The organism is Blastocatellia bacterium, from assembly GCA_035573895.1.
Lineage (GTDB): Bacteria > Acidobacteriota > Blastocatellia > HR10 > HR10 > DATLZR01.
This window is the reverse complement of record DATLZR010000182.1, coordinates 1-25,961: the sequence shown is the minus strand read 5'-3', so window position 1 is coordinate 25,961 and position 25,961 is coordinate 1. Positions and strand designations below refer to the sequence as shown.

The 25,961-nt window shown below is 58.1% G+C and carries 18 protein-coding genes; 12 read left to right on the top strand and 6 right to left on the bottom strand.

Features of this window, described 5'->3' with window-relative positions; genetic code table 11:
- The 10 genes from VNM72_15975 to VNM72_15930 all read left to right on the top strand — a co-directional run.
- The coding region (locus tag VNM72_15975) for a rhodanese-like domain-containing protein (protein HXF06891.1) at positions 1–559 on the top strand (559 nt) is incomplete at its 5' end.
- A 230-nt stretch (positions 560–789) separates the two neighbouring features.
- Positions 790–2,064, top strand: coding sequence for a beta-ketoacyl-[acyl-carrier-protein] synthase family protein (locus VNM72_15970; protein HXF06890.1), 1,275 nt, complete (start codon positions 790–792; stop codon positions 2,062–2,064).
- A 41-nt stretch (positions 2,065–2,105) separates the two neighbouring features.
- Positions 2,106–2,822: a methyltransferase domain-containing protein gene (locus VNM72_15965; protein ID HXF06889.1), complete on the top strand. Its 717-nt coding sequence runs from the start codon at positions 2,106–2,108 to the stop codon at positions 2,820–2,822.
- A complete protein-coding gene (locus VNM72_15960) occupies positions 2,819–3,991 on the top strand; it encodes an NAD(P)/FAD-dependent oxidoreductase (GenBank protein ID HXF06888.1) in 1,173 nt (390 codons plus the stop codon). Before VNM72_15965 ends, VNM72_15960 begins: the two co-directional genes overlap by 4 nt.
- 256 nt (positions 3,992–4,247) lie before the next feature.
- The gene (gatC, locus tag VNM72_15955; protein HXF06887.1) at positions 4,248–4,550 is read left to right on the top strand and encodes an Asp-tRNA(Asn)/Glu-tRNA(Gln) amidotransferase subunit GatC; all 303 of its coding nucleotides are present in this window, start codon (positions 4,248–4,250) and stop codon (positions 4,548–4,550) included.
- A gap of 198 nt (positions 4,551–4,748) precedes the next feature.
- The gene (locus VNM72_15950) at positions 4,749–5,702 is read left to right on the top strand and encodes a threonine/serine dehydratase (protein ID HXF06886.1); all 954 of its coding nucleotides are present in this window, start codon (positions 4,749–4,751) and stop codon (positions 5,700–5,702) included.
- A gap of 39 nt (positions 5,703–5,741) precedes the next feature.
- Positions 5,742–7,067: an exonuclease SbcCD subunit D gene (locus VNM72_15945; GenBank protein ID HXF06885.1), complete on the top strand. Its 1,326-nt coding sequence runs from the start codon at positions 5,742–5,744 to the stop codon at positions 7,065–7,067.
- A 10-nt stretch (positions 7,068–7,077) separates the two neighbouring features.
- A complete protein-coding gene (locus VNM72_15940; protein ID HXF06884.1) occupies positions 7,078–10,101 on the top strand; it encodes an SMC family ATPase in 3,024 nt (1,007 codons plus the stop codon).
- A 117-nt stretch (positions 10,102–10,218) separates the two neighbouring features.
- Positions 10,219–10,701, top strand: a complete 483-nt coding sequence (gene rpiB / locus VNM72_15935) for a ribose 5-phosphate isomerase B (protein HXF06883.1) — start codon at positions 10,219–10,221, stop codon at positions 10,699–10,701.
- A gap of 47 nt (positions 10,702–10,748) precedes the next feature.
- Entirely contained in the window at positions 10,749–12,533 is a 1,785-nt protein-coding gene (locus VNM72_15930) for a bifunctional transaldolase/phosoglucose isomerase (protein HXF06882.1), read from the top strand.
- Between the two features lie 635 nt (positions 12,534–13,168).
- Here the strand turns inward: VNM72_15930 and VNM72_15925 are convergent.
- Entirely contained in the window at positions 13,169–13,987 is an 819-nt protein-coding gene (locus VNM72_15925; protein HXF06881.1) for a Uma2 family endonuclease, read from the bottom strand.
- A 921-nt stretch (positions 13,988–14,908) separates the two neighbouring features.
- Between VNM72_15925 and VNM72_15920 the strand changes: the two genes are divergently transcribed.
- Positions 14,909–17,425 (top strand): glycoside hydrolase family 31 protein, encoded by a 2,517-nt coding sequence (locus VNM72_15920; protein ID HXF06880.1) that lies wholly within the window; start codon positions 14,909–14,911, stop codon positions 17,423–17,425.
- A 432-nt stretch (positions 17,426–17,857) separates the two neighbouring features.
- A complete protein-coding gene (locus VNM72_15915) occupies positions 17,858–18,004 on the top strand; it encodes a hypothetical protein (protein ID HXF06879.1) in 147 nt (48 codons plus the stop codon).
- A gap of 22 nt (positions 18,005–18,026) precedes the next feature.
- On the opposite strand, the gene VNM72_15910 is transcribed toward VNM72_15915, so the two are convergent.
- The 5 genes from VNM72_15910 to VNM72_15890 all read right to left on the bottom strand — a co-directional run.
- Positions 18,027–18,851, bottom strand: coding sequence for a sugar phosphate isomerase/epimerase (locus VNM72_15910; protein ID HXF06878.1), 825 nt, complete (start codon positions 18,849–18,851; stop codon positions 18,027–18,029).
- A gap of 151 nt (positions 18,852–19,002) precedes the next feature.
- A complete protein-coding gene (locus VNM72_15905; protein ID HXF06877.1) occupies positions 19,003–19,995 on the bottom strand; it encodes a sugar ABC transporter substrate-binding protein in 993 nt (330 codons plus the stop codon).
- 49 nt (positions 19,996–20,044) lie between these two features.
- Positions 20,045–21,067: an alcohol dehydrogenase catalytic domain-containing protein gene (locus tag VNM72_15900; protein HXF06876.1), complete on the bottom strand. Its 1,023-nt coding sequence runs from the start codon at positions 21,065–21,067 to the stop codon at positions 20,045–20,047.
- Positions 21,068–21,272: 205 nt separating this feature from the next.
- Positions 21,273–24,464, bottom strand: a complete 3,192-nt coding sequence (locus tag VNM72_15895) for an alpha-mannosidase (GenBank protein ID HXF06875.1) — start codon at positions 24,462–24,464, stop codon at positions 21,273–21,275.
- On the bottom strand, positions 24,358–25,961 hold a 1,604-nt coding region (locus VNM72_15890; protein HXF06874.1), incomplete at its 5' end, for a CehA/McbA family metallohydrolase. The genes VNM72_15895 and VNM72_15890, both read right to left, overlap by 107 nt.

Here is a 25,961-nt window from a genome sequence, read left to right as displayed (position 1 = left end):
CGCTGCTCGACTCTGGTTGGTGCTCGATCACTACGGACATGAGCGGACCAGTTTACTCAACGGGGGGTGGCAAAAATGGATCAAAGAGGGTCGGCCGGTGACGACCGAGCCGGCTTCCTTTCCTCAAGGTGACTTCAAGGTCCGCCGCGTTCAACCGACGGTGTGTTCGGCGGCCGCCGTTGTGGAGAACTTGAGAAAGCCCAACGTCGTTGTGCTGGATGCCCGTTCGCCCGAGGAATATCGGGGCGAGCGGGTGCTGGGAAAGCGCGGAGGACATATCCCCGAAGCCGTCAACGTTGACTGGAGATTGAATCTTGCCGGGGAGGACGTGAAGGTTTTCAAACCGGCCGAGGAGCTGAAAAAGCTCTACGCCTCGTTAGGAATTACTCCGGACAAGGAGGTCATCACTTATTGCCATAGCGGTGGCCGGGCGGCTCATGCGCTTTTCACATTGCGTCTGATCGGCTTCACGCGGGCGCGCGCGTATTATGGATCCTGGCAGGAGTGGGGAGCGCGCGATGACCTCCCGATTGAAACGCCGATAAAGAATCGCCCCTGAGTGCGAACGGCGTTGGAGACATGGGGAGTATCCACCATTCGTCTGGCGCTTGTTGGGTTCTCTTGCCCGCACCGCAGGGTCTTCGGCAGCTCAGGTGGCGGTGGAGAAATTTGGGGATCTCCCAACTCGTGTTGTGGAGGAACTGGCTTGAATCCCAGCCCGAAGGGTGGTAATCTGACGATCCACGGTGAGGCCGTAGCCAGGACAACGTCATAGCGGAGGGAATCCCGATGAAGCGTCAGCCGATCATTCCTCGACGTGTCGTCATCACAGGTATGGGCTGCTTGAGCCCCAACGGCATTGGCCGGGAGAACTACGCCGCTGCTCTCAAAGCCGGTCGGAGTGGCGTTCGCCGCATTACACGATTTGATCCTTCGGATCTGCCCGTGCAAATTGCGGCTGAAGTGGTCGGTCTGGATGTGTATGAGGTTGTTCCACCGAAGGAACGTCAGCATCTCCCCCGTGTCGTACCGATGGCGCTCTGGGCTACGGATGAGGCCCTCGAAGATGCTCGGCTGGCGGTGAATGATCTCTCGCTTGAGGAGCGACGGCGGATCGGGGTGGTTGTCGGAAGCGGTGGTGGCGGACTCGAATTCGCCGAGCGTCAATACAGCTATTACTATGCGGGGGAACCGAAGAAGGCGAGTGTCTACACCATCGCCAGCACCACGCTCGGGACACTGTCATCGGAGATTTCCATGCGCTATCAGTTGCGGGGGATGAGTTATGTCATTTCCACCGGTTGCGCCAGCTCGACTGATGCCATCGGGTATGCTTTCCAGCTTATTCAGTTGGGTCGCGCCGATGTTATTATCACCGGGGGCGTTGATGCTCCTATCTCTCACGGCATCATGTGGGCGTTTTGCAACATGCGCGCGATGACAGCCTCCTGGAATCACGCACCGGAGCGAGCATCAAGACCGTTCAGTCGGGATCGTGATGGATTCGTACTGGGCGAGGGAGCGTGGATGTTCGTCGCCGAAGAGCTGGAACACGCCAGGCGACGGGGTGCGAGAATCTATGCCGAAATCCTCGGGTATGGCGCGACCTGCGATGCTTATCATCGTGTTCGCCTCGACGAAAGCGGGGAAGAGCCAGCCCGCGCCATGCGGCTGGCAATGGATGATGCCGGTATCCAGCCGTGGGAGGTTGATTACGTCAATTTGCATGGCACCTCGACCGTTCTCAATGACCGAATCGAGACGCGAGCGGTGAAGCTGGCCTTTGGTCCTCACGCCTATCGCATCCCTTTGAGCGCGACCAAATCCATGATCGGTCACGCGCAAGGGGCCTGCGGGGCAGCTGGTATCGCGGCGACGCTTCTGGGTATGCGGGAGGGCTTCGTCCCGCCGACGATCAATCTCGACGAACCCGATCCCGAGTGCGATCTCGATTACGTTCCCCATCACAGCCGACCGGCAGACATCCGAACCGCTCTCTGCAACTGCATCAGCTTCGGTTCGAAGAACGCCGCCCTGGTTGTGCGTCGGTATGAGGGGGACTGACTTTGTACCGACCTTAATCGAGAGTCTTAGAGAACCTTGCGATGAGATGGTTCGTCCCTGATTTTTCTCGACGAGCGACGACAGCGGAACTAATGGATGATCCCGATCTCCCCGAAGCCGATGTCCGGGCGGCTCTGGACGACCTCCGGCGGATCAATCACTACTTCGGTGTGACAGCAACTGTTCGGCGTCACCTTTTCACTCTCATCCATCGCCATCGGTTGATGGAGGCTTGGGTTCTCGATGTCGCCACCGGAGCGGCAGACATTCCCCAGGCCCTCGTAGATCACGCCCGGAGGAAAGGCCTCGCCGTGCATCTCGTTGCCCTGGATCGGGGACAAATGATGATAAAGATTGCCCGGACTAAACTTGCCGAAAACCCCGAGATCTCGCTGGTGCGGGCGGACGCCCTGGCGTTGCCTTTCCCCGACGATTCGTTTGATTTCGCCATCGTGAGCGAATTCCTCCATCACCTCACCTGGGAGCAGGCGGTCCTGTTCCTGCGTCGCCTTCGGAAGATTGTTCGAGTGGCCTTCATCATTCACGATCTTCATCGTCATCCCGTGGCGTATTACGGATTCTGGGTGCTGTCGCGGCTTCTCTTCCGCAGTCGGCTTGTGCGTCATGACGGGCCGGTCTCCTTCCTGCGAGGATTCACCGAGGAAGATGTTGAGCGACTTAAGCAAGCATCCGGTCTGGACAATCTCGTCCTCTATCGGCACTTCCCCTATCGGTTGGTTATCGTTGGGACGAAATGAAGTACGATGTGATCATCGTAGGAGGAGGTCCGGCAGGCACCTCGGCGGGAATTCACCTGGCACGTTACGGTTATCGGGTTGTCATACTGGAACGGCACCGGTTCCCCCGCGAGAAACTCTGTGGCGAATTCATCGCCCCGGAGGCGATCCCCTTGCTGGATCGGCTCGGTCTTCTCTCAACACTTCGTGCGGCCGGTGCCCATATTGTCACCGAGGGAGCACTCATCGCGGCCTCGGGAGAGAGCGTCGCCGCCTCTTTTTCTGAGTTTCGAGGGACGCCCGGATATGGCCTGGGCCTCAGCCGTCGAGTATTCGATCACCTGCTCTGGCAGAAAGCTCAGGCGTGTGGTGCCGACGTTCTTGAGCGATTCCATGTTCATCGCCTGGTGGAAGTGGGACATCGGACACGCGGGGTCATTGGCACCATCGCCGGATCGGAGAGGGAGATGTGTTTTCAGGGCGAGATCGTCATTGATGCGAGCGGGCGAGCGAGACAACTGTTCTCGAAGCAACAGGCGAACGTGCGTTCACGACGGCGATTTTTCGGGGGCCGTCGTCATTCATCATGGATCGCCTATCGGGTTCATCTTTCGGATGTCATGGAGATTGACGGGCGCGTCGAGCTTTACTTTTACTCGACCGGATATGGAGGTGTGATCCCTATCGAAAAGGGTCTATTCAACCTCTGCGCCATAACGACCTGGGATGTTGCTCGGCGCACGCACGGGGATCCCCAGCGCCTCATGGCGGCGACGGTGGGAGAGCATCCCATCGCCCGCGAGAAACTGCGGCGTGCCCGCATCGAGGGAAAGGTGCTCGGCGTCGGTCCCCTTGATTTTGGCCTCGCGTCCGAAACAACAGCCGTCCTCCGCATCGGAGATGCGCGTGGGGAGATGGATCCGTTTCTCGGCCAGGGAATTTGGTTGGCTCTGCAAAGCGGTGAGCTGGCCGCTCGCCTCATACATGGGGCTATGAGTCGAGGCGATCCCGCTGATGTCGTCTCCGCCTACGAAGCCTCGTATCGGGCGGCATTCGGTTCTCGATTCCTTATTGCCCGTCTTCTTCGCCCCTTAGCCGGATCTCCGGGATGGGGACGTCGAGTCCTCTCATTTCTCAGCCATCACCTCTGTGCGCGTAACCTGGCACTTCGTGCAACACGTGGCTGGTGAAATCCGCCTCAATTTCGCTATGATTGCACCCTGTGCGAATCGTGATTGTTGGGGGTGTACAGGGAGTCAAGCATGCAGTAAATGCTACTGCCGTGCGCTTGAAAAAGAGCAGAGCTGGCTTTCGCGTCTGCGCCCACCGGCTTGAGAAGCAGCCCGCAGGTAGTAATAGAAGGGCGAGCGAACAGAGGGTGGCCCTTTGATCTCGCAACAGTCGGCGGGTCGAAGGGCTGCGATAGAAACCTGGAGGACGTCGCTTATGCCAATTACGAAGGCTGATGTGGAAAAGATTGCATCGCTGGCCAATCTCGAACTGACCGAAGAGGAAAAAGAGATGTTCACAGCGCAACTGGCCGCCATCGTCGCCTATGTCGAGAAACTGAACGAACTGGATACGACCGATGTCCCTCCAATGGCTCATGCCGGTGCTGATGAGAAGGCCGATTACGCGCTGCGCGAGGATATTGTTCAGCAGGGCCTCGGCCAGTCAGCGGCCCTGCAAAATGCTCCTGATCCCTGTAACGGGTATTTCCGGGTCCCCAAAGTGATCGAGGAGGCGTGAAGGAAAGGGTCTCGGTGCGAATTGCTTCTCTGTGGGACTCTCGCAGGAGTCGCTCATCAGGCGGAGGGGCAACGTAAAAAATGAGGATCGCCTGCAAATGAAAAGTGCGCAGACGGGCGTACGGTGAAAGCTTTTCATCCGTGGGCGGAAACTTTCGCATCATTTCGTGTGTTTCGGAGCTGTTGTTCGGGAGGGACAATGATTACACTTGATGAGATTCGGAAGGCGCGGGAAGAATTCCCCGACGTTATTCGGCGAACGCCGCTTCTCCCAAGCGATTCGTTGACGGAGCGCGTGGGAGCCAGGGTCTGGCTCAAGTGCGAGAACCTGCAGGTGACTGGAAGTTACAAGGCGCGGGCGGCTTTCACTTTGCTCTCCCGCCTGAACGCGGACGAGAAGCGACGGGGAGCAGCTCTTTCTTCATCGGGAAATTTCGCTTCGGCCTTCGCCTATATGGGTCGTCTGCTCGGTATTCCGACGACTGTTGTCATGATGCGAAAGACATCGCCGCTGAAGGCCGAAAAGACGGCTCATTACGGAGCAGAAATCGTCTGGTGCGAGAACCGATTCGAGGCTCGCTTCGAAGCCTTGCGTCGTCTGGAGCTGGAGCGAGGTCTAACCATCATCAACACGTTGGAAGATGACAACGTACCGATCGGACATGGGACAGCGGGCCTTGAAATTATCGAGCAATTGTCTACGACGGATATGGTGCTTGTGCCCATCAGCACGGGTGGATTGATCGCCGGCGTGGCCACTGCCGTCAAGGAGTTGAACCCAGATGTGACGGTCATCGGCGTGCAACCTGAGGGTTCCAATGCCGCCTATCTTTCCTTTCGGGCCGGCCAGATCGTGACGATCCCCGAGACGAGGACAATCTGCGACGGGCTGACGGCAACTCGACCGGGAGAGCTGATGTTTGCCCATATTCAGCGGTATGTAGATGACATCGTTCTGGTGGACGATGACGCCGTCCGTGCGGCTGTGGGCTGGTTGGCGGAAAAGGATCATCTCGTGGTCGAGCCGTCGGGGGCTGTGGGTGTCGCCGCCCTCCTGACGGGAAAGATCGAAGCGCGCGGCAATGTGGTCGCCCTCCTCAGCGGAGGCAATATCGCCCCTCGGCTGCTGGCGGAGATTCTAATGGAAACCTGAAACAACAACCGCTCCTCATGAGCGACTTGCGGGAATCGTATGAAGGACGTGGTTTTCTATCACTGCTCGGACCTCCATCTGGGCAAGACATACGCTGATTCGCCAGGAGCTGATGAACGTTCGGAGGATTTCTTCCGTGTCTTCGCTGAGATCGTTCAGCGAGCTGTCCGGGAGGAGATCGCTGCTCTGGTGATCGCTGGCGATCTCTTCCATCACGCTCAGGTGATGCCGCGAACATTCGCCCGAACCGTCGAGGTGTTAGAACCACTCAAACGAGCGGGAATTCCAGTTATCGCCGTCGAAGGGAACCATGACTGGATTCATCGCCGGGAGAATATCTCCTGGATGGAAGCCCTGTCGGCGATGGGATTGATCTGTCTTCTTCGCCCGACGCGCGATGACGAGGGGAATTATTTCTTTCCACCCTGGGATGACGAGAAACGTTCGGGCGGACATCGTGAGGTCCAGGGAATTCACTTTTACGGGGTCGGGTATATCGGCTCTTCTCCCGGCCCTCACGTTCCGCGCATCGTGGAAGCCGTTCGTCGAGCGGGGACCGACGAAAATGTGTTGCTCTTTCATGTCGGGGTACGACAGTACTGTGGAACGGACATCGGAAATATGTCGCTCGAAGAAGCTCTCCCCTTGGGGGAGGTGTTTCGCTACGTCGCTCTGGGACACGGGCACAAACCGTATGTCATTCCGGCAGCCACTCCCTTCGCCTATAATCCCGGCTCGCCCGAGTGCGTCAATTTCGGCGAAGAGAGGTATGGCCCGAAGGGATTCAACCGTGTGGTCTGGCGTCATGGAAAATCGCCGGAGGTGGAACTGATTCCCACATCGCCGCGACCGATGATCAATGAGACGATTTCCCTGACAGGCTGTCAGAATGTCGAGGATGCAGAACGTCGCATTCGTGAGCACCTGCAGTCACTCGACCGCGAGCAACAGGATCCGCGGCAGCCCGTTGTGCGGGTGAAATTGACGGGCCGCGTGGAGTTTCGACCGGCGGAACTTTCTCGTTCACGCGTGATTGAGGCTGTGAGAGCTGTTCTCGCTCCTCTCCATGTGGAAGTCGAGAATGCCCTGTCCTTTCTCAGTCGGAGCGTCGCGGGTCTGCTCGAGCGCGAACAACGAAGCCTCTCAGACCTGGAGCGCGACGTCGTGGAGAGTTTGTTCGCTGCTCAGTCGGCGTATCAGTCGGATTCGAGACGATACGCCAAACTTGCCCTGGACCTCAAGAGGCAATTACTCGAGGAGAAACGGGAGGAGGCCCCCGATCTGTCCGAACTTCTCGACCTGCTTCATCGCGCTTTGCATGAGCGAGATGAGCCAGAAATATCAAGTATGACGGCTCTCACGTGACCACGGCGCTATGCTCATCGAGAAGGTCGAGTTGAAAAACATCAAGCCTTACAGGGAGCGAACCTTCACCTTCGCCCCTGGGATCAATGTGCTCTCGGGACCAAACGGTGCGGGCAAGAGCACGGTGTTCGAAGCCATCGGCTTCGCCCTTTTTGGTGTGGAGGCCAACCGATTTATCGGTAAAGCTGAGCGTTTTGTCCGCAAGGGGGCGCGTCAGGGGCTGGTGCGCGTCCATTTTCGGGCCGATGATGGCCGTTGTTATGTGGTGGAACGACGGGCCGGAACGAACGCCCGACGACAACTGGCTGAGAAGAAGCCTGACGGTACGGAAGAGGTCATTGCCGTTAAAAATGATCAGGAATTGCAACAGGTCCTCAAAAGGATCCTGAACGTGACGACCGACACATGTGATCTGGCTGACCGGTTTCTGACTGTCATCGGCCCGCTCCAGAATGAGTTTCTCACCCCCTTTCTCAAACGAGGGCAGCCGCGGACCGATGAGTTCGATCGCATTCTGGGGATTAGTGCTTGGCGGGAAGCCTACTGGCGAAGTGCCGGATTGGAACGGGAAGCAAAAAATGTCATTACTCAGAAGCGCAAGCTCGTGGAAGAAAAACGTGCTCAGATCGCCGATTATGATCAGATTGTGGCCGACCTGACGAGGACTCAGGCCGAGCTGTCACAAAAACGGAAGGAGCTAAGGACGGTTGAGGAGGAACTCCAGCGGATCTCGGAGGAAGTAGAGGCCCTGGACCGGGCGAAAGAGGAATTGAGCAAACTCGATCTGCAACTCGGCAAAGAACGCGAGCAAAGGGCGCGCCTTGAAGAGGTGCACCAAGCGGCCAGACGACGCCTGGATGACGCTCTCAAAGCGAAACGGGTTTGCGACGCGTCGGCCGAAAGCTACGCCACCTATCGCCGGGCGGAAGAGCGTCTCAGGCAGCTCCGCGAGCAGGAGCGCGAAGCCGGAGCGCTGCGGGAGAAGGTCCAGGCCCTCGACAAACAGATCGGCGCCGAACGAAGCAGGATAAAGACGGAGGAAAAGAGCCTGAGCGAGCGCGAGCGAAAAGTTTCAGAGGAGCGGCAGAGCCTGAGGCAACAACACGACTCCCTTACAAAAGAACTAGAGGCACTCGAGGCAGAGGGCCAGAGGATCAGGATCGAGCTGGATGCATGCACCAGTTTCCTGGCCAGGGGAGATGAGCTGCCGGCACCATCCTCCGTTCGAGACGCGGCCATAGGATACATCAGCGATCTGGAGTCCGTGGAGATAGAAATAGGGGACCTCCGGCGCCGGCTGAGCTGTCGGCCAACACTTGAAGCTCTTGTGGGCGAAGCGGAGGCGCTGGAGAAAAGAGTAAAAGAGCTGGAGCGGGAATGCGCCGACCGGAAGGCCCGTCGCATGCACCTGGAGGAGGGGAATCAGAAGCTGGCTCGTGGTCAATGCCCTTTTTTTGAGGAAAGATGCTTGAACCTTGCACAAAGGGCCGAATCGCCCGCTGCCTTCTTCAGCGAGCGCATCGCCGACATCACCTCCGAGCTTGACGTCCTTTCAAGAGAGGTTGACGTTATGAACGCCAGACTGCGGGAGGCTCAGGCGGCGCGAGAGGAAATCGCTCGGCTCAAGGAGGTGGAAAAACAGCTTGTCCACGCTCAGCAGCGGAAGGAGCGGCTGAGCAAAGATCTGGATCAGAAACTCCAGCCGTATCTGTCGGGGGCGTTGCTCGAAAACGTTCGCCGATGGGTTGAGTCGGCTCCGTCGTTTCGAGATGAGTTTTGTCGGCTTGTTGATGAGACCGAAGCGTTCGAGGTCGAGGATCCGAACGATCTTCGCCAGCTCAGGGAAGCCGTTGAAAGGTTCAGCCGCCAGCTTGAAAATCTTCTGAATCGGGTTCGGGGGATTGTGGAAGTTCACCGTGACAAGCTCGATGAGACCGTCCGGCAGGTGCGCGAGCGCTATGCCGCTCGAAGTGGCGAGCAAAAGCGGATCCAGGAGAGGATCGAGCAGCTTGAGGGCGAAAACAACGAGATCGCTGCCGGGCGCGCCCGCTTAGATCGAGACCGTGAGGCTCTCGACAAAAAGATCATCGAGCGAGATGCGCTCGCTCGAGAGCTGCGCCGCTTCGATGATCTCTCCGAGCGGATCAAAGAGCAAGAGGCGATTCTCAGGGCACATCAGTCGGGATATGCGGAATACGAGCGAAACATCAAGGCGGCAGGGCAGCTCGAACAAGCGGAGAGGGAAGTGAGGGAGGCTGAACGAAAGATCACCTCACTGAACCGACAAATCGCGGAACTGGAAGCGAGAGCAACTGCCCTACGATCCGGCTATGATGAGGGCGCGTATCGCCGAGCCCTCAAGCTTCAGAAGGATTTAACCGAACAGCGGGCGCGTCTACGGGTGGAAGTTCAAAACCTCGCGGCCCAGACCGATCGGCTCGGAGCTGAGAAGGAGCGCATGGAGGGAATCCGTCAGGCGATTCGCGAACTGGAGACGGAAATCGAGCGCTATGAGCGCACGCTCCGATTTATCCAGGATCTCCGAGAGCACGTCTTCAAGAAGGTGTCGGAGCATCTCTCCGAGCGATTCCGTGAGGAAGTCAGTCGAATTGCCGACCGGATTTATCGAGCGATTTCCGGCAGCGACGAAGAACTTCGGTGGGGCCCGGATTATCGAATCGAACTCGTGGATTTCCACGAAGGTCGCGAGCGCGTGCGGTATGACGAGGAATTGTCCGGTGGCGAGATGGTCAATGCCGTTGTGGCTTTGCGCCTCGCGCTGCTTCAGACGACGGGATCAAAGATCGGATTTTTCGATGAACCGACATCACACCTGGATGAGATTCGGCGCGCGAATCTCGCGCAAGCGTTTCGCAATCTCCGCGTCGGCCAGGGCGAACTCGATCGTCCCTGGTACGATCAACTTTTCCTCATCTCCCATGACGTATCGTTCACTGAGATCACGGATCAGATCATCTATCTGACGGGAACCGACCCGGACGATGGCATTCACATCGGAGAGACGGAGGGGTGATCCGATGGGACCTCTTCTGAACAAGAAGGCGTCAGCGGGGCGAGTTCAGGAACGGGTGCGACGGGCTTCCGATGTTCGTCATGGTTGTCTGACGAAATTTTGGTGCAAGGAGGGATGATGCGCATTGTCATCGGAGCTGATCACGCCGGCTTTGAGATGAAAACGGAGATCATCGCCTATCTCCGCGAGCTGGGACATGAGGTGATAGATGTAGGAACGGATAGCGCGGAACCGGCTGACTATCCCGATTTTGCATTGGCTGTAGGGATGGCGCTTCGCCAGGGACGAGCGGATCGGGGGATTCTCATTTGCGGCAGTGGCGTGGGAGCATCGGTGGCGGCCAATAAGATTCCCGGAATTCGGGCGGGTTTGTGCCACGACACGTACTCGGCCCATCAGGGAGTCGAACATGATGATGTTAACGTCCTGGTGCTCGGCGCGCGGGTGATCGGTCAGGCGCTGGCGCGAGAGCTGGTGGCCGCCTTCTTGAAGGCACAGTTTTCCGGTGAGCAACGACACGTTCGTCGGCTCGATAAGGTGAAAGCAATTGAGGCTCGATTTCTCCGGACTGGACAATCCCCCGACGAGACACCGGGGTGATTGTTCTCCTTCTCTTGATCAGTTGACGAAGGGACAATACATTCACTCTGGCGAGGAGAGCGCGAGGACAGCCGAGGACGATGGAGCGGATGACCTACACACTTCCCGATGATATTACTCGTGCCGTGCAGGCATCCCTACACGACTGGCGAGTACACGACAAGGTCCGACGGTTGTGGGAGCGTGATGCCTCGCTGTGGACCGGCAATGGTGAAGGAGACTGGCTTGGCTGGTTGCATGTGATCTCGGACTCACGGTCGAAGACCGAGCAGTATCGGGTATTTCAGCAGGAGGTGAGATCGGCGGGATTTCGTCAAATCCTCCTCCTTGGCATGGGGGGATCGAGCCTGGCCGCCGATGTGATGGCAAAAACTCTGGCCCCGGTCGCAGGCCCTTTGGAGTTCCATCTCCTCGACTCGATCATTCCCGCTCAGATCAAAGCTGTAGAAGAGCGGCTCGACCTTGCCCGCACGCTCGTCATCGTATCGAGCAAATCGGGAACGACGCTGGAGTCCAATCTTCTTTTGCATTACTTCACGGAACGAGTAGCCAAGGCCACGCGGATGAGTCGTGACGAGGTCGGAAGCCGCTTCGTAGCTGTCACCGATCCAGGGACGCCACTCCACCGACTGGCCGAGGAGCGCCGATTTCGCCACATTTTCTTAGGTTCTCCGAGTATCGGTGGACGCTATTCAGCCCTCTCGCCCTTTGGCCTGGTGCCAGCGGCGCTCGTGGGGTTGGACGTTGACGACTTTCTTCGACGCGCTCAGGAGATGGTGGATGCGTGCGCTCCCGCAATGTCGGTGGAGGAAAATCCCGGTGTGGTGCTCGGGACGATCCTGGGCGTGCTGGCTACACGGGGGCGCGATAAAGTCACCATCGTGACATCGTCCCCAATTCAATCTCTTGGAGCATGGCTGGAGCAATTACTGGCGGAGTCAACCGGTAAGAACGGCAAAGGGATTATCCCCATTGTGGGCGAACCGCTCGGTGTGCCTGATGACTACGGGGATGATCGCGTCTTCGTCTCTGTTCGGATCGAGCCTGCGACCGATCCGGTTCGGGATGCCGCTCTTGACGCGCTCACATGCGCAGGCCATCCGGTCGTGCGGCTGTCGGTTGGCGATCCGCGCGATCTGGGACAGGAGTTCTTTCGCTGGGAGATGGCGACCGCGGTTGCTGGGTCGCTCTTAGAGATTAACCCATTTGATCAACCCGATGTCGAAGCGAGCAAGCGCCAAACGCGCCATCTGATGGAAGAATATGGACGGGCGGGAGAACTTCCGGCAGAGCGTCCCCTGTGCGAGGAGCGGGGACTGCAGGTCTTCGCGGACGAATCAATAGCAAGCCTTCTTCGATCTGAGGCGGGGGGTGCACCTTCCCTTGTCGGATGTCTCCGTGCCTTCTTGAGTCAGAGGCGTCCGCCTGCCTATGTGGCGCTCCTCGCGTTCCTGGAGATGAACGAGTCACACGAGCAAGAGTTGACCGAGATGCGTCGAGTCATCCGTGATCGCACTCGCGTGGCAACGATGGTAGGATTTGGGCCGCGCTTTTTGCACTCGACGGGTCAGCTTTACAAGGGCGGTCCTCCCGGCGGTGTATTTTTGTATATCACAGCTCATCATGCCGTTGACCTGCCGGTTCCCGAGCACAGTTACACCTTCGGCATTGTGGCTCAGGCCCAGGCGCGAGGAGATTGCCAGGTCATGGCCGAGCGAGGGCGGAACGTGTTGCGAGTTCATCTGCTTGCCGACACGGTGACTGGCTTGAAAACTTTGCGTGCCGCTTTGTTGGAAGCCATGCTCGGTGCAGTTCCTCAGGGTGGAGAATGAAATCCACCGCGCGCCAGCTCCCCACTTTCGGCCATGAACGAATGAACCGGCAAATTCAGCTCGCCCACAATCCCGGTTGCCGCCCTCCCGTGGTTATCAAACGATTCCCAGGTGCACCGAGGGTGATGAAAGAGGCTCATCTCGACGAATGTTATGGGGAGGGTGTGGTGATTGATCCGCCTGGAGAATCGGACCTCCTCACGGCGGACGCCATTCCCGTGCTCGTCTCCGGGGGCAGCACTTGGTCATTAATCCGCTGTGAAGGCGAACGTGGGCTCTTTCGGGCCCGAAAAAGGAAGCTATGTTTTCGTTCCAGTCAAATGTCACTCCTCGGTCGGGCACTCAGAGCGGTCGAGCTTGATGTGGGGTGGTTCTTCGGCAAGCCGTTGCCCTTGTGTATGAAAAGCTCCGGCAGATCATCGCGATAGGTTCGGAGAAGCCTGCAGGTCAAACCCGAGAGGAGGAAGGATCACCTTCGCTGATGAGCTGTTAATCAGCAGTCACTCTCTTGATCTCTATCCTTTTGAACACCTCGGATTCACGCAGGAAATCGGCAAGATGACCGACACCAGTGCTTCTCCATCGTCGGTGACGAAGGATTTAATGCCTTCGCAGTGTAGGAGTCATTTAGCAGCTCAAGCGTCAAGCTGTTGGTCAGGGTCATAGCCGAGCTGTCTGAGGCGCTCGGCCAGGCGAGCCGCCCGTTGCCGTTCCTCCTCGAGTTGCTGAAGCAGCATCTCTTTTTCCTTACGTTCTTGTTCAGCCCGATGGTGCTCGGCTTCGGCGCGTTGGCGTTCAGCTTCGGCGCGTTGGCGTTCGGCCTCGGCGCGTTGGCGTTCGATTTCTGCCCGCTCTTTGCCCGTAGGAATAATTTGGCCGTGTTCATCGGTCCAGCGGAGCCAGCGGTCGTGTTTCCCCTCGAACTCTCCTTCCCATTCGGTAAGGCCCAGCTTGATGGCGGGGAATCGGGCTTCGGATTGCTTCTCGTAGCTAAATTCCTGCAACCGATAAACCGTGAGCGTCTCCGGCATGATCTGGCGGAGGGGATCGTAGATGACATAGTAAACGATCCCCATTCGGGCATAGCTCTGCTTTTTCTCTCCGTCTTCACCACCTTCAGTGTTGGAGACAATCTCAAGGACAAGCTCCGGCATCTTCCCGAATTCCCAGGCAAAGTAAGAGCGATGCTGCTTCTTCCACCAGTCGGGCGCGACTTCCACGTCCAGGCTGAGGAACATATCGGGCACAATAGCGGGTTGGCGGACCGAATAGAAAACTCCCACGTTGGCGGCGGCCAGAAACTTCCGGCCGGGACCGGGCCCTGACCACGAGCTATACAGCGGCTCGATCAAAAGGCGCTGCTGCTTTTCCGAGGGCAGGTTGTCCACCGGTGTGTCATCCTCCGTCACCAGATGATCCACGTCGGTGATAAGCTCGGTCACTGGTTGAGACATAGCCGTCCTCATCTCGTAGCTTGCACCCGCGAGGCAGGTGCTTCAATGACCTAAGACTTTGTCATCCTCGAACATTGGCTCGCGCGCCTTGATGACAGAGAGGATGATATACGACCTGCTGTCACCTGTCTAGCCGCTTCGGTGGCGACCCCTTATACTGCCTTGAGAAAATGGAGCGGTCAGCTCAGTCTTCTGTTGACTCCCCCTGCGCGAGTAAATAAAATGGGGACAGCTCATTGGAGACCACTCAGGGAAGTGGAGGGAAGAGGCGAAGGTTACCACCCAAGATCACAACGCCGAGTTCGGTATGACCATTGCCAGCGTCGTCACGGCTGAGACAGCGTCGGGAACGATCGAGCGACACGGCAGTCCCTTTCTGTTCCGCCGGAACGATCTTACGCAAGCCCGAGACCCGTTTGCACAGACGATCCGTGATCCCATCGCGGGGAAGTTCATCCCTGACACATTGTGGAATCAATTCGCTGGTGCGCTCCGCGGTCCGATTATCGAAATCAAGGGATTCCTCTTCGGCGCGTTCCTGCAGATGGCATCAGCAACAACTTTGTGGCATCGGACATCGGGGCCTTTGATAGCTGCCGGGTCAACATCTGAGGCGACCATTGGCTCACTGAAAAGTTCTCGAGGACCGTGGACTCCCTGGCAAGAGCGATGTTGCCAGAGGAGCAGGTGAAATGGGGCATTCGCCGAGAGGGTGACCGGCCAAACGACCACGTGGACAGGGCCGATGATACCGGCAGGCATGACCCTGACTTTCGGAGAGGGGAATCCCCCGATGACTGCTGGGCATGATGCCTCGTCGAAGGTATGTCGCTCGATGGCGATCTATTCTCTTCCCACAAGCAGGCGGGTTTGTGGATCACTCGATTGTCAAGAATCCCGGTCGAAAGGAGCCTGGTTAACATGAGACTTGCTGAGATAAGACGGCAAAAACCTGGCGACAAGATTTGGCGACCTCTCAGCTCTCTTATCCTCACTGCTGTCTTCTTTTTTGCCGGTGCGATCCCGGTCGTCAGTCAGTGGCAAACTATTGGGAGTGCCCAATCGGTTCGGCGGGATGAATCCGGCGTTACGCTCGACTGTCGAAACGCCCAATTGCAGGTGACCGTTCTTGCCCCGGATCTCGTCCGGGTGCGCATGCAGCCGGGCCGAGCTTTCGGCCCCGATGAGAGTTGGGCGGTCGTGAAGACCGATTGGCCGCCCGTTCCCATTGAAATAACAGAGAGTCGCGCGAGCATTCAAATGACAACGTCCGAGCTTATCATTGACATCGGAAAGATGCCCTGTTCGGTGACTTTTCGTGATTCTCGCGGCACCATCATCAACGAAGATGCGCCGGGGAAGGGAATGAGCTGGAGCGGAAAGGAAATCCGCGTCTGGAAAACGATGCCTCCTGACGAGTACTATTACGGTCTGGGAGAACGGGCTGGACCTCTCGAGCACCGAGGTCGCTCGTATGTCAACTGGAATACGGATGCCTACGGTTACCAGCGAGGGACCGATCCGCTCTACCAATCCATTCCTTTTCTCCTGGCTCTTCGTCAGGGAAGGAGCTACGGGATTTTCTTCGATAACACCTACCGCTCCTCGTTCGACCTAGGAAACACACGGCGGGATCAGTACTCCTTCGGAGCCGAGGCTGGTGAACTGAACTATTATTTTTTCTATGGGCCTCACCCAAAGAAGGTGATTGAACGATACACGGAACTCATCGGTCGCATGCCGTTGCCTCCGAAATGGGCCCTCGGCTACCAGCAGTCGCGCTGGAGCTACGAGCTGGAGAGTCGCGTGCGGGACATCGTCGCCACATTTCGTCGGCGTAAGATCCCCTGCGATGTGATCTACCTTGACATTGATTACATGGATGGGTTCCGCTGCTTTACGATTGACCGGCAGAAGTTCCCCAATTTCGCCGGGATGATTGCGGACCTTGCCCGCGTGGGCATGAAGGTCGTCACCATCCTCGATCCCGGCATCAAGCGAGAGCCCGGCTATTGGGTGTACGAAGAGGGACTCAAGGGTGATCATTTCATCAGGATGCCCGACGGGACACATTACACCGGCGCCGTATGGCCGGGCGTCTGTGTCTTTCCCGACTTCACGCGAGAGCAGACGCGCCAGTGGTGGGGAAATTTGTACAGGGAACTGGTCAACACCGGCGTCAAGGGCTTCTGGAACGATATGAATGAGCCGGCCGTCTTTGTGGAGACGGATCGGCAAGTGGATCGCACGATGGCGCTCGATGCCATCCATGATGATCGCGGTCACCGGACCGATCATCGCCGGTCACATAATGTCTACGGCATGCTCATGGCGCGGGCGACATTCGAGGGAGTAAAGCGATTGCGCCCTGGCGAGCGCCCGTTCGTTTTGACGCGAGCTTCGTATGCCGGCGGCCATCGCTATGCCGCGACCTGGACGGGCGACAACACGAGCAGTTGGGACCACCTCGCCCTCTGGATACCCATGGTTCTAAATCTCGGCCTCTCCGGTCAACCGTTCGCCGGACCCGACATTGGAGGATTTGTCGGGAGTCCAACGGCGGAACTCTACACGCGATTCCTGCAGGCAGCCGTCTTCAGCCCCTTCTGCCGCACTCATTCACAGAAGGGGACTGCCGACCGGGAACCCTGGGCCTACGGTCCCGAATATGAAGCCATCAACCGACGAGCCATCGAGTTGAGGTATGAACTGCTGCCTTACCTCTACACAGTTTTTGAAGAAGCTGCGCGAACGGGGCTGCCGGTCATGCGTCCCTTGTTTCTGGAATTCCCGGATGACCGACAAACCTATCAGATGGATACCGAATTTCTCATGGGTCGCGATTTGCTCGTCGCTCCGGTGCTAAGGGAAAACGCTCGAACCGTGGATGTCTATCTCCCGGCGGGAGAATGGTTCGACTTCTGGACGGGGGAGAAATTCACCGGCCCACGTCAGATTCGCGTCGAGGCTCCGCTTGATCGGATCCCATTGTTTGTTCGCGGAGGTGCCATCATCCCCATGCAACAGGTCGTCCAGTACGTGGACGAAGCTCCGATCAATCCCCTTCGGCTGCGCATCTTCCCTTCGAGTGAGTCGGCGGGGACCATCTACGAGGACGATGGATTGACCGAAGACTATCGTCAGGGGAAATATGCTCGCATCACCTTCCGTGCCCGGCATACGGCGCAAGAAATCGTCGTAGAGATTGGTGAGCGCCTGGGGACATACGTCCCTCCCTCTCGATCCTACCTGCTGGAACTTCATGGATTGGACCGAGAGCCGACGCACGTTGCTCTCGCAGGCCGATCTCTCTCGCAGAGGAAATCTCACGGAGAATTGCAGCAGGAGTCCGAGGGTTGGACTTATGATCCGGTGACGAGGACCGCCTGGGTGAAGTTTCCTGATCCCGGGCAATCTACTACTGTGACGATCCGATAACACAGAGCTGAAAAATCCCCTCTCACAGTCAGAGAGGGGCCGAGGGTGACAGCTCGGCACCCGGCTCTTCTATGCTCGACGATGCGGTTCTTCGACGAGTGAATCAGGATTCGACCCTTCGGGTCGCTTCGGACCCTTCGATGCGAGGACCCTTCTCTATAAGCCCATTTGCTTGAACTCGCTGCTCTGCGTGAAAGGGCAAAGATGCCGGGAGCATCCTATAAGAGATGGGATGCAACGAGGAGGCTCAGGTCTGGAAGGACTGCGCGCGTGTCCGTGGCCGCCGAGTGAGCAAGTTGATGTGGGGTTGGCGCGTCAGTCTCTACTGTGATTGCGACTTCGTCACAGGCGAGAGATGTTTCTATCCCTCGTCACAACGTTTATCCATTGTGGGTAGGGATCGCGACGCCTCTCAGGGGGCGCGGGTCCGACGTGGCTGCTCGACTCCAACTCGGCTACAGCTCCAACGAAATCGGATTCGGCTGGACCAATGCGGCCATCGTCGAACTCCTGGCTGATCTACCCGATGCTGAGAAGCGGAAAGTTCGTGAGCCAAATGGAATCGGCTTCCCTCGCTGAACTGAGAGCCGCAGCCGTTCGGCTATTGCCCTGGTAAGAGAATGCTCTCTGCAGCCAAACGCGCCTCGGTTGCCAGGCGGATGGGATCCCAGGCCCAATATTCGGGACGAAAGATCTCCACGCTAATCACGCCATCGTAGCCGATAGAACGAAGTCCTGCAATGATCTCTCTCAGTGGGAGAATGCCTCGGCCCGGGAGGAGCCGATGCTGGTCCTCAAGTTCCGCACGAGGTCGGTCCTCGGCATCATTGATGTGAACGATAAAGATCCGGTCGGGGGTGAGCATTTGGAGCGATGCGAGCGAGGAACCACCGACATAAAAGTGAAAGGTGTCAATGACCAGGCCCACTGTGGGACGATTCACCCGTTTAACGATCTCCCAACTGTGGGCGAGCGTTCGGACGCTACAGCCAGCGAAGCCAAGGAACTCAAATGCAACTTGCACCCCGTATGGAGCTGCGCACTCGTCGAGGCGAGCGAGAACACGAGCGGACTCCTCGGTGATCGTCTCGTCGGTCACGTCGGAAGGACGGGGGCTGGGGACGGCGACGATATAGGGACACTCCAGCTCGTGAGCGATGCGACAGAGCTGCCTGAAGCGGTCAAGGAGATCACCCTCGTCGTCCACCGAGCGAAAGGTAATGTTTTCGAGCGAGTTGATGCTATAGGCCGCGACGCCGTGCTCCGAGAAAAGTTGCTTCAGCTCACTTAAGGAGTGGCTGGCGAGGTAATCCCAGAGTTTGCCGGCCCAGATTTCGATCAAATCGAATCCGGCCTCGTGGGCCACCTGGATGTCCGTCGCCAGATCGGCTCTCATGGTTGTTGCTCCGTTAAGTGCGATGCGCATGATGGCTCCTCCGAAAATAGGCCGCGACAGGACTTTTCATCCGTTGGCGATTCTCATTTTTCGGCTGTTTTCGGGCGGACGCTCGCGCCTTCAAAGCTTCCCGGTGGCTCCAGCCTTCCCGCCTGTGCCTTTGCCGACAGGGATGTTACCACTACCTTGTTTCCTGTCGCATCAGAAATTCCTCGGCGTTATCTCGCGTTACCAGCGTCGGGCGGATGTCAATACGCTTGGGTACCGGTTCCCCGCGCAAAACTTTCACAGCAGCAATGACTGCCTGTCGTCCCATTTCAAAGCCGTGACCGGCAACCGTCGCGTGAAGCTGGCCAGCCCGGACGGCGCGCACGGCTTCAGTCGTAGCGTCAAATCCCACGAGTACAATTTTTCCCAGGAGGCCGCGGGCGGCAAGTGCTTCCATCGCGCCGAGCGCCATCTGATCGTTGGTGGCGAAAGCGGCCTTCAGATCGGGATAAGCGGTCAGGAGGTTCTCCATGACTGTCATCCCCAGGGCCCGTTCACTGTTTGCCGGTTGTACGGCTACCAGTTCGATGTCCGGAGCCTGACCGACCGTCTCCCGGAATCCAGCAATCCGATCCTCATGGGTTGAAATGCCCAGAATGCCCCGAATGACAGCGACTTTCCCCCTGCCCTTGAGCGCTTGCACGATGTACTGGCCGACGAGTCGTCCCCCCAGGCGATTATCGAGGCCGACGAAGCTCACGCGATCGGGCCAGGGAGCTTCCGTGTCCATGAGCACGACGGGGATTCCCGCTGCCTTAGCTTTGTTGAGGACGGGGATGACCTCCGAGGCTCCCGCCGGTGCCACGACGAGAGCCGAGACCCTCTTCAAAATCTGGTCTTCGATGAGGGCCACCTGCTGATCAATGTTGATTTCGCGTTCTGGCGCCAGAACGGAGATTTCGACGAAAGGGTGGTCGCGGGCGGCAGCTTCTGCACCGTCTTTGACCGACATCCACCACTCGCTGTCGAGGGCCTTTGTCACGACGGCGATGTGCAGCTTCGCGTCTTTGGGTACCCGATTGCAGCCGCTTCCCATCAAAAGGACCACTGCAGTTAGCGCTGCCAGGCACGCAAAAACGGTCCGGTGAATCGTATCCTGTGACGCCCTCGGGGATTCCCGATTCATTATGGCAACTCTCTTTCTCGCAAAGGACCGCATTCACCAGGGATGCGCCTCAGGGCGTAATCGAGACTTTGAGCGCCTCCCCTCGACGCAGGGCTTCGAGTCCCAGGCCGAACTCACTCAGCCGGAGCCGATGTGAGATGAGCTTCTCCACGGGCAATAATCCCGCTTCCAGGAGACGAACGACGAAGGGGAAGGCCGTGCGCTGGATGTAAGATCCCGTGATGGAGATCTCATAACGGGTGAGCCAGTACTGGTTGATCGGGCGCTCCGCCTGTTGGTTCATGCCGAAGAGCACGACACGTCCCCCGCGCCGGGCAAGCCCAACGGCTTCGGGCAAAAGTGTTCCCACTGCATCCACCACGACGTCGGCTCCAAGGGGCGTCACAGATCGCACGGCCTCACCCACATCCTCCTTGGTTGGATCAATGACTGCATCGGCACCTAGCTCGATTGCCTTGCGGCGTCGAAAATCGGCGGGTTCGGTGACGATCACAGTTGCTGCTCCAGCCGTCTTAAACAACATAAGGAACATGAGTCCAATCGGTCCGCCTCCGAGAATCACCACCGATTCTCCCGGAATGAACTGGGCTTTCTCGAAGGCTGGAAAAACGCAGGACAGCGGCTCGGCCAGACTTGCTCGCTCCGGCGCAACGGACGGACTTATCTTGTGCAGGGCCCGAGCCGGAGCGACGTTGAATTCGGCCAGCCCGCCATGTCTGAAGATCCCAAGCGATGTCATGTTCTCACAGAAGTTTGTCATTCCTCGACGGCAATAGTCGCAGAACCCACAGGTCAGATTGGGATCAACGACCACGCGATCTCCGGGCGCGACGTGGCGCACCGCTCGGCCCACCTCAACGACCGTCGCAACGTACTCATGGCCAAGAATGCTTCCCGGCGTGGCCGGATGGCCCGGTGGTACAGAAAGAATATGCACATCTGTTCCGCAGATGCTTACGCGATCAACTTTCAGAAGAACGTCGTCGTCAGCAACGATCTCCGGCATCGGTACATCGTCCAACTGCCAGCGACCTTCCCCCTGGAAAACAATCGCCTGCATTGTTTGTGTCATGGTCACTCCTCCAGAATCCCGCGAATGGTCAGTTCAGCGTCATTGAGTGGGGTAAATTCAACGCCAATCCTCTCCCGGGATCCCTCTGGTCCGAATGACGGATCGGGCTCTCGCTCTCTTCGACTCATGCATTCCGACGCGCGACTCCTCCGGATTCCTCGCGCAAGGGCAGACATTTCTTCCCAGACGCTCTGAGCGTGCGATTTCATCGGAAGATCAACTTCACCGTCTTGATCTCGTAGGGACCGGTCGCCACGGTGACGTTGTTGCCCGCCACCTGCACCGTGCCTGACGCTTCTTCCATTAGGTTGACCTCCTCGGCCGCCCTGACGGTTTGCGGCAAATGCAGTGTCACATTGGTCTTCTGACCGGCGTACTCGTAAAAACGGAGGATCAAGGCATCACCGTCTTCGGCCTTCTTAAGCGCCGTCATGACAACGGTGGCCGGATCCACCCGAAGGAAAGAGAACACGGGGGGCAACGTTCCGGGATGATCAGGCTCGGGAAAGGCGATCAGGGGATTGTTCAGTTCGTAACCCCGTAGAACCGTTTGACCCCGTTTCCAATCCCCCGCATGAGGATAGACCGAGTAGGTGAAGCGGTGGAATCCTTCGTCGGCGTGGGGATCGGGATAGGCGGGCGACCGCAGTAAGGTCAACCGAATGACGTTGTCTTTCACATCGTATCCGTACTTGCTATCGTTGAGGAGACTGACGCCGTAGCCCGTGTCTGACAGATCGGCCCAGTGCTGAGCGGGTACTTCAAACTTCGCACGTTCAGCGGGTGTTTCCCTAGTCGTGGGACGATTGATCGCTCCGAAGGGAATTTCAAAGCTCGCCACTCGATTTCGCACGGCCACAGGGAAGGCGACTTTGAGTAAGATGTGTTTCTCACGCCAATCGGCTTCCATCACGCAATCGAGTCGAGCGATCTTGGGGTACAGGATGAGGTGCTGGACGAATCGGGAATTCTGAAACCTCTTCGCAACCCTGATGACAGCTCGAACGGGACCTGTCTCCGCGACGGTGACTTCCTCGGCGTCGCGAAGGTCCCAGCGGCGGTCTTCAAAGTTCGCGTCAATGTTCCACGCGTCGTAAACCTGGGGCTTGTCGTAAAATGCCTGAAGGAAGTTGCCGCACCCTGAGCGATCGAGTGCTTCCCGCCCATTCACCTTATCGTAGAGACTGGTGATACAACCCGTCCGGGGATCCACAGTGACGCGGAGATATTCATTCTCCATCGTCGTTCCATTGACCGAAATTGTGCTTGTTCGTGGACGGGCAGGGCCTCCGGGTAATATCCGAAATACTTTGTAGCCGAGGGAGGGAACATCCTCGGCGATGAACCGAATCTTCAGGCGATTCACCTCGGGCCGCCGTTCGATGACCTGCGCGATCATCGCCTTTCCATCGGGCCCTTGAATGGTGATACGGGCGGGGGCGCCAGCGATGGGGACCGCCACTTCTACGACATCGGTGCGCGACCATGAAAGTGGGTTGAAGACGATGACCGCCACGCCCGGACCGCGCGTATCAATTCGACCGCTCAATTCCTCCAGGGCCTGGTTCATCACTGTCGTGCCTATCCGCCGGATGTCGGCATGATCGCGATCCGCATCGCGGTAGACGGCTGAGATGCTGCTGCCGGGCAGGATGTCGTGAAACTGGTTGAACAGGAGTTTCTTCCAGGCGCTCTCCAGGTCGGACTGAGGATAGGGACGACCGTAAAGCAGGGCCAAGGAGGAGAATTTTTCCGCCGTGAGCAGGAGAGATTCGTTCCGGCGATTGTTTTTCTTGGTTTCGGCCTGGCTCGTGTAGGTCCCCCGATGCGTTTCCAGATACAACTCGTCGCGCCAGACGGGCGGATTGAGTCGCGGCAGCTCGGCCTTGATGCGATCAAAAAATTCATGAACCGTACCGTAGAAGAGGCGCGGATAGATGCTGTCGGGTTTCCGCCATCGCTCAGCCATCTCCAACATGCTGCGCGTGGGACCACCTCCGTGATCGCCCACACCGTAAAGATGCATGTACTCACGATGGCCGGTCGCCGCCGCATAATCGGCCAGGTCCTTGGCCATTGCCACCGGCTCGATCGGATTGCCGTAGTGGTTCGGGAAATAGGTGAGGACGCGACTCCCGTCCGGTGCCTCCCACCAGAAAAGACGATAAGGAAACCGCGTCACCTCATTCCAGAAGATTTTTTGCGTGACGAAGTAGTCCATTCCCGATTTCTTGAGAATTTGGGGTAGCTGCCAGTTGTAGCCGAAGGCATCGGGATTCCAGCCGACGCGAATCCGGAGGCCGAATTTCTCCCGAAAATAGCGAGTTCCATACAGGAGCTGGCGCACGAGGGATTCGCCGTGCGGAAGATTCATATCCGACTCCACCCACACGCCGCCGATCGGTTCCCACCGACCTTCGCGCACGCGGCGACGTATCTCCTCAAACAGGCGGGGATATTTTTCTTCCATCCAGGCGTAGGTCTGGGCCGCTCCGTGGGTGAAACGAAACTCCGGGAACTCCTCCATAAGGCGAAGCACAGTGGTAAAGGTATTCCTCACGACTTCCACCGATTCCGTCCAGGGCCAGAGCCAGGCGAGATCAATATGGGAGTTGCCGACGGCGCGAATGGAGAAGTTCCGGTAGAGATCGCGCAGCGACGTGAGGGCTTCGCGCGCGCGGCGAAGCGAGGCATCGAAAGCAGCCTGGTCGCCACGATCCAGGGCCGCCAGATCAATTCTCTGGATGGCAGCCGTCAGATGGCTCTCCCACAGGGACTTGTTTTCTTTCAAGGTCGAGATAATGAGTTCAGCAGCCTGAAGTTCCTGCATTAAAACTCGAGGATCCGGCCGCGAGGGGGAGGCTTCGACCTCGAGCTGACCGGCATAAAGCCAGGTGCGGCCGCCCGGCACATTCGCCCGCACGCAGATGACGAATCGCTCGCCGGGCTGCGCGCTGTCGGTCAACACGATCGGGTCGAGATCATTCCCTTCCTCCCTCTTCACTCCATTGAAAAAGACCGTCAGGTGAACCGGATTTTCCCCGGCAATGCGAATGCGCAATCGCAAGCGCGCCCCTCGGATATCGTAGCCGCCGACCGTCTGGGGAATCTCAACCGTGCGACGAAACCATGCCGGACCACTGTTCCATTCTTCCCCCACGCGAAATACCCTCCAGGCCGAATCATCAAAACCGGGCGCTTCGGGGTGAACGACATGGCTATCGGTAAATCGCCACTCGACAAGCGGAAGAGTCGTCGCCGCTTCGAGTCGCTTCAGAATACTCGCCCGATCACTCTGAGGCGCAGGGAATGCGAACACCGGCGGCCACAGGATCGAGAGGATGAATGTCCACAGCAGACCCAGTCGGACGCCACCTCTCAATGTTAACCTTCCCATAGGTATCCTCCAGAGTGCAGAACAGTCTTTTCCTCCACGGTGCTACGTCGGACGGGAAAGCTTGCGTCCTGTGGTTGTGCAAAAACCGGCGCATGCTTTCAAGACTGGATACAGTCGCAGGCCGGAAAGTCTGCGCAGCGTCTCGCAGGACGCTTTCCCTTCGTGCACTCGTCGTCTTAGAAAGTCGGATATAAATCGGATTAGTGATTGCCGTGATGCCTCGGTCATCACGGAGAGTGACTCGATACCATGCGCGATCGGAGGCAAATATCCGAACGGTGGTGCGAAAGTCACTGGATGTCACCGGCACGGCTGCGCCATCCATCTGCCCATTTTTCACAATCTCGATCTTTTGTCCACCTCCATCCTTCACCCAAATCGTAAGCGTGATCGTCTCATCGGGACGGACAACCATTTCATCCCCCATGAGGAACCGGCGACCCTGTTGGTCTTCCGCCGTCAGCTCGACATGCGGCCCGTCCGGTCCTCGTGTGCGAATGTAGGCGTGGCCGGCCTTGAGTCCAGCGAGGATGGCAGCTTCCGAAAGCTCGCGGGCGAAAACGACAGTCGTGGGGACGCCCATGACATTTTCCGGCTGTTCGCCGCTTCCGGCGCGGTGGTCATCTCCACCACCGATGGCCGTGATGCGATAGCCTTCGTTCAAGCGGTCCTGCCAGAACGGGATTCCGCTCAGCGGTCCTTCAACGCGAGTGCCGTTGATGACCTCGACCATATCAACACGACTGAAATCGGTCGTGGCCGTATCCTGCCAGCCGCATCCCCGACACATCTCACCCGTTGGGAAGCTCGGATGGTTGATGGAAATAAGTCCACCCGCCCGATGCGCTTCGTCCAGGAGATCATTCACCGTTCGTCCGTCCATTCCCAGGCGGAAATCTACGAACTCGCTCGTGCCGTAGAGGTTCGCGTGGCCTCGGTACGTCGTCAGTTCCTGCCCGCGAATGAGCAGCAAGGTCGTGAAATATCCCTGCAGGCTCGCTAATTCGGCATGGTGGCTCGTGGTGTTGTGATCGGTGATGGCGAGGAAATCGAGTCCACGAGCGCGAGCGGCCTCTGCCACCCGAAAGACTGGGCAGGGAACGAGCTGCTTCCCTTCGTTTCGACAGAATCCATCGCTGTGGCCGGTGTGAGCGTGGAGATCGCCTCGATACCACCCCGGTCCCTTCTTAAGGACAACACCCGGAATCGCCGACATCTCGTCCGTTCTTTCGACCCGCCCTGTCGTCGTGCGAATTCTCACGGTGTAATGAGAAGTCAACCCCTCTCGAACGTGCGCGACCCCCAAAAGGATCCTCCAGCGTCCCGGTGGCAGCTCACCCGCCCGGTACGACGGCGACGCGGCTTCCCGCGAGATGAAGAACGATGACTTGTTGCTTCCGCTCCACCCGCGAAACCCGACGGGGTCAAAGAGCCCGATATCAATTGTGACCCCCTCACCCCGGTGCGTATACTCGTAGGAGATATCGAGTCGGATCG

Coding starts and splice junctions, on each gene's coding strand:
- VNM72_15970 (HXF06890.1), top strand. CDS start 790: ATGAAGCGTCAGCCGATCATTCCTCGACGTGTCGTCATCACAGGTATG.
- VNM72_15965 (HXF06889.1), top strand. CDS start 2,106: ATGAGATGGTTCGTCCCTGATTTTTCTCGACGAGCGACGACAGCGGAA.
- VNM72_15960 (HXF06888.1), top strand. CDS start 2,819: ATGAAGTACGATGTGATCATCGTAGGAGGAGGTCCGGCAGGCACCTCG.
- gatC (HXF06887.1), top strand. CDS start 4,248: ATGCCAATTACGAAGGCTGATGTGGAAAAGATTGCATCGCTGGCCAAT.
- VNM72_15950 (HXF06886.1), top strand. CDS start 4,749: ATGATTACACTTGATGAGATTCGGAAGGCGCGGGAAGAATTCCCCGAC.
- VNM72_15945 (HXF06885.1), top strand. CDS start 5,742: ATGAAGGACGTGGTTTTCTATCACTGCTCGGACCTCCATCTGGGCAAG.
- VNM72_15940 (HXF06884.1), top strand. CDS start 7,078: ATGCTCATCGAGAAGGTCGAGTTGAAAAACATCAAGCCTTACAGGGAG.
- rpiB (HXF06883.1), top strand. CDS start 10,219: ATGCGCATTGTCATCGGAGCTGATCACGCCGGCTTTGAGATGAAAACG.
- VNM72_15925 (HXF06881.1), bottom strand. CDS start 13,987: ATGTCTCAACCAGTGACCGAGCTTATCACCGACGTGGATCATCTGGTG.
- VNM72_15920 (HXF06880.1), top strand. CDS start 14,909: ATGAGACTTGCTGAGATAAGACGGCAAAAACCTGGCGACAAGATTTGG.
- VNM72_15910 (HXF06878.1), bottom strand. CDS start 18,851: ATGCGCATCGCACTTAACGGAGCAACAACCATGAGAGCCGATCTGGCG.
- VNM72_15905 (HXF06877.1), bottom strand. CDS start 19,995: ATGAATCGGGAATCCCCGAGGGCGTCACAGGATACGATTCACCGGACC.
- VNM72_15900 (HXF06876.1), bottom strand. CDS start 21,067: ATGACACAAACAATGCAGGCGATTGTTTTCCAGGGGGAAGGTCGCTGG.
- VNM72_15895 (HXF06875.1), bottom strand. CDS start 24,464: ATGGGAAGGTTAACATTGAGAGGTGGCGTCCGACTGGGTCTGCTGTGG.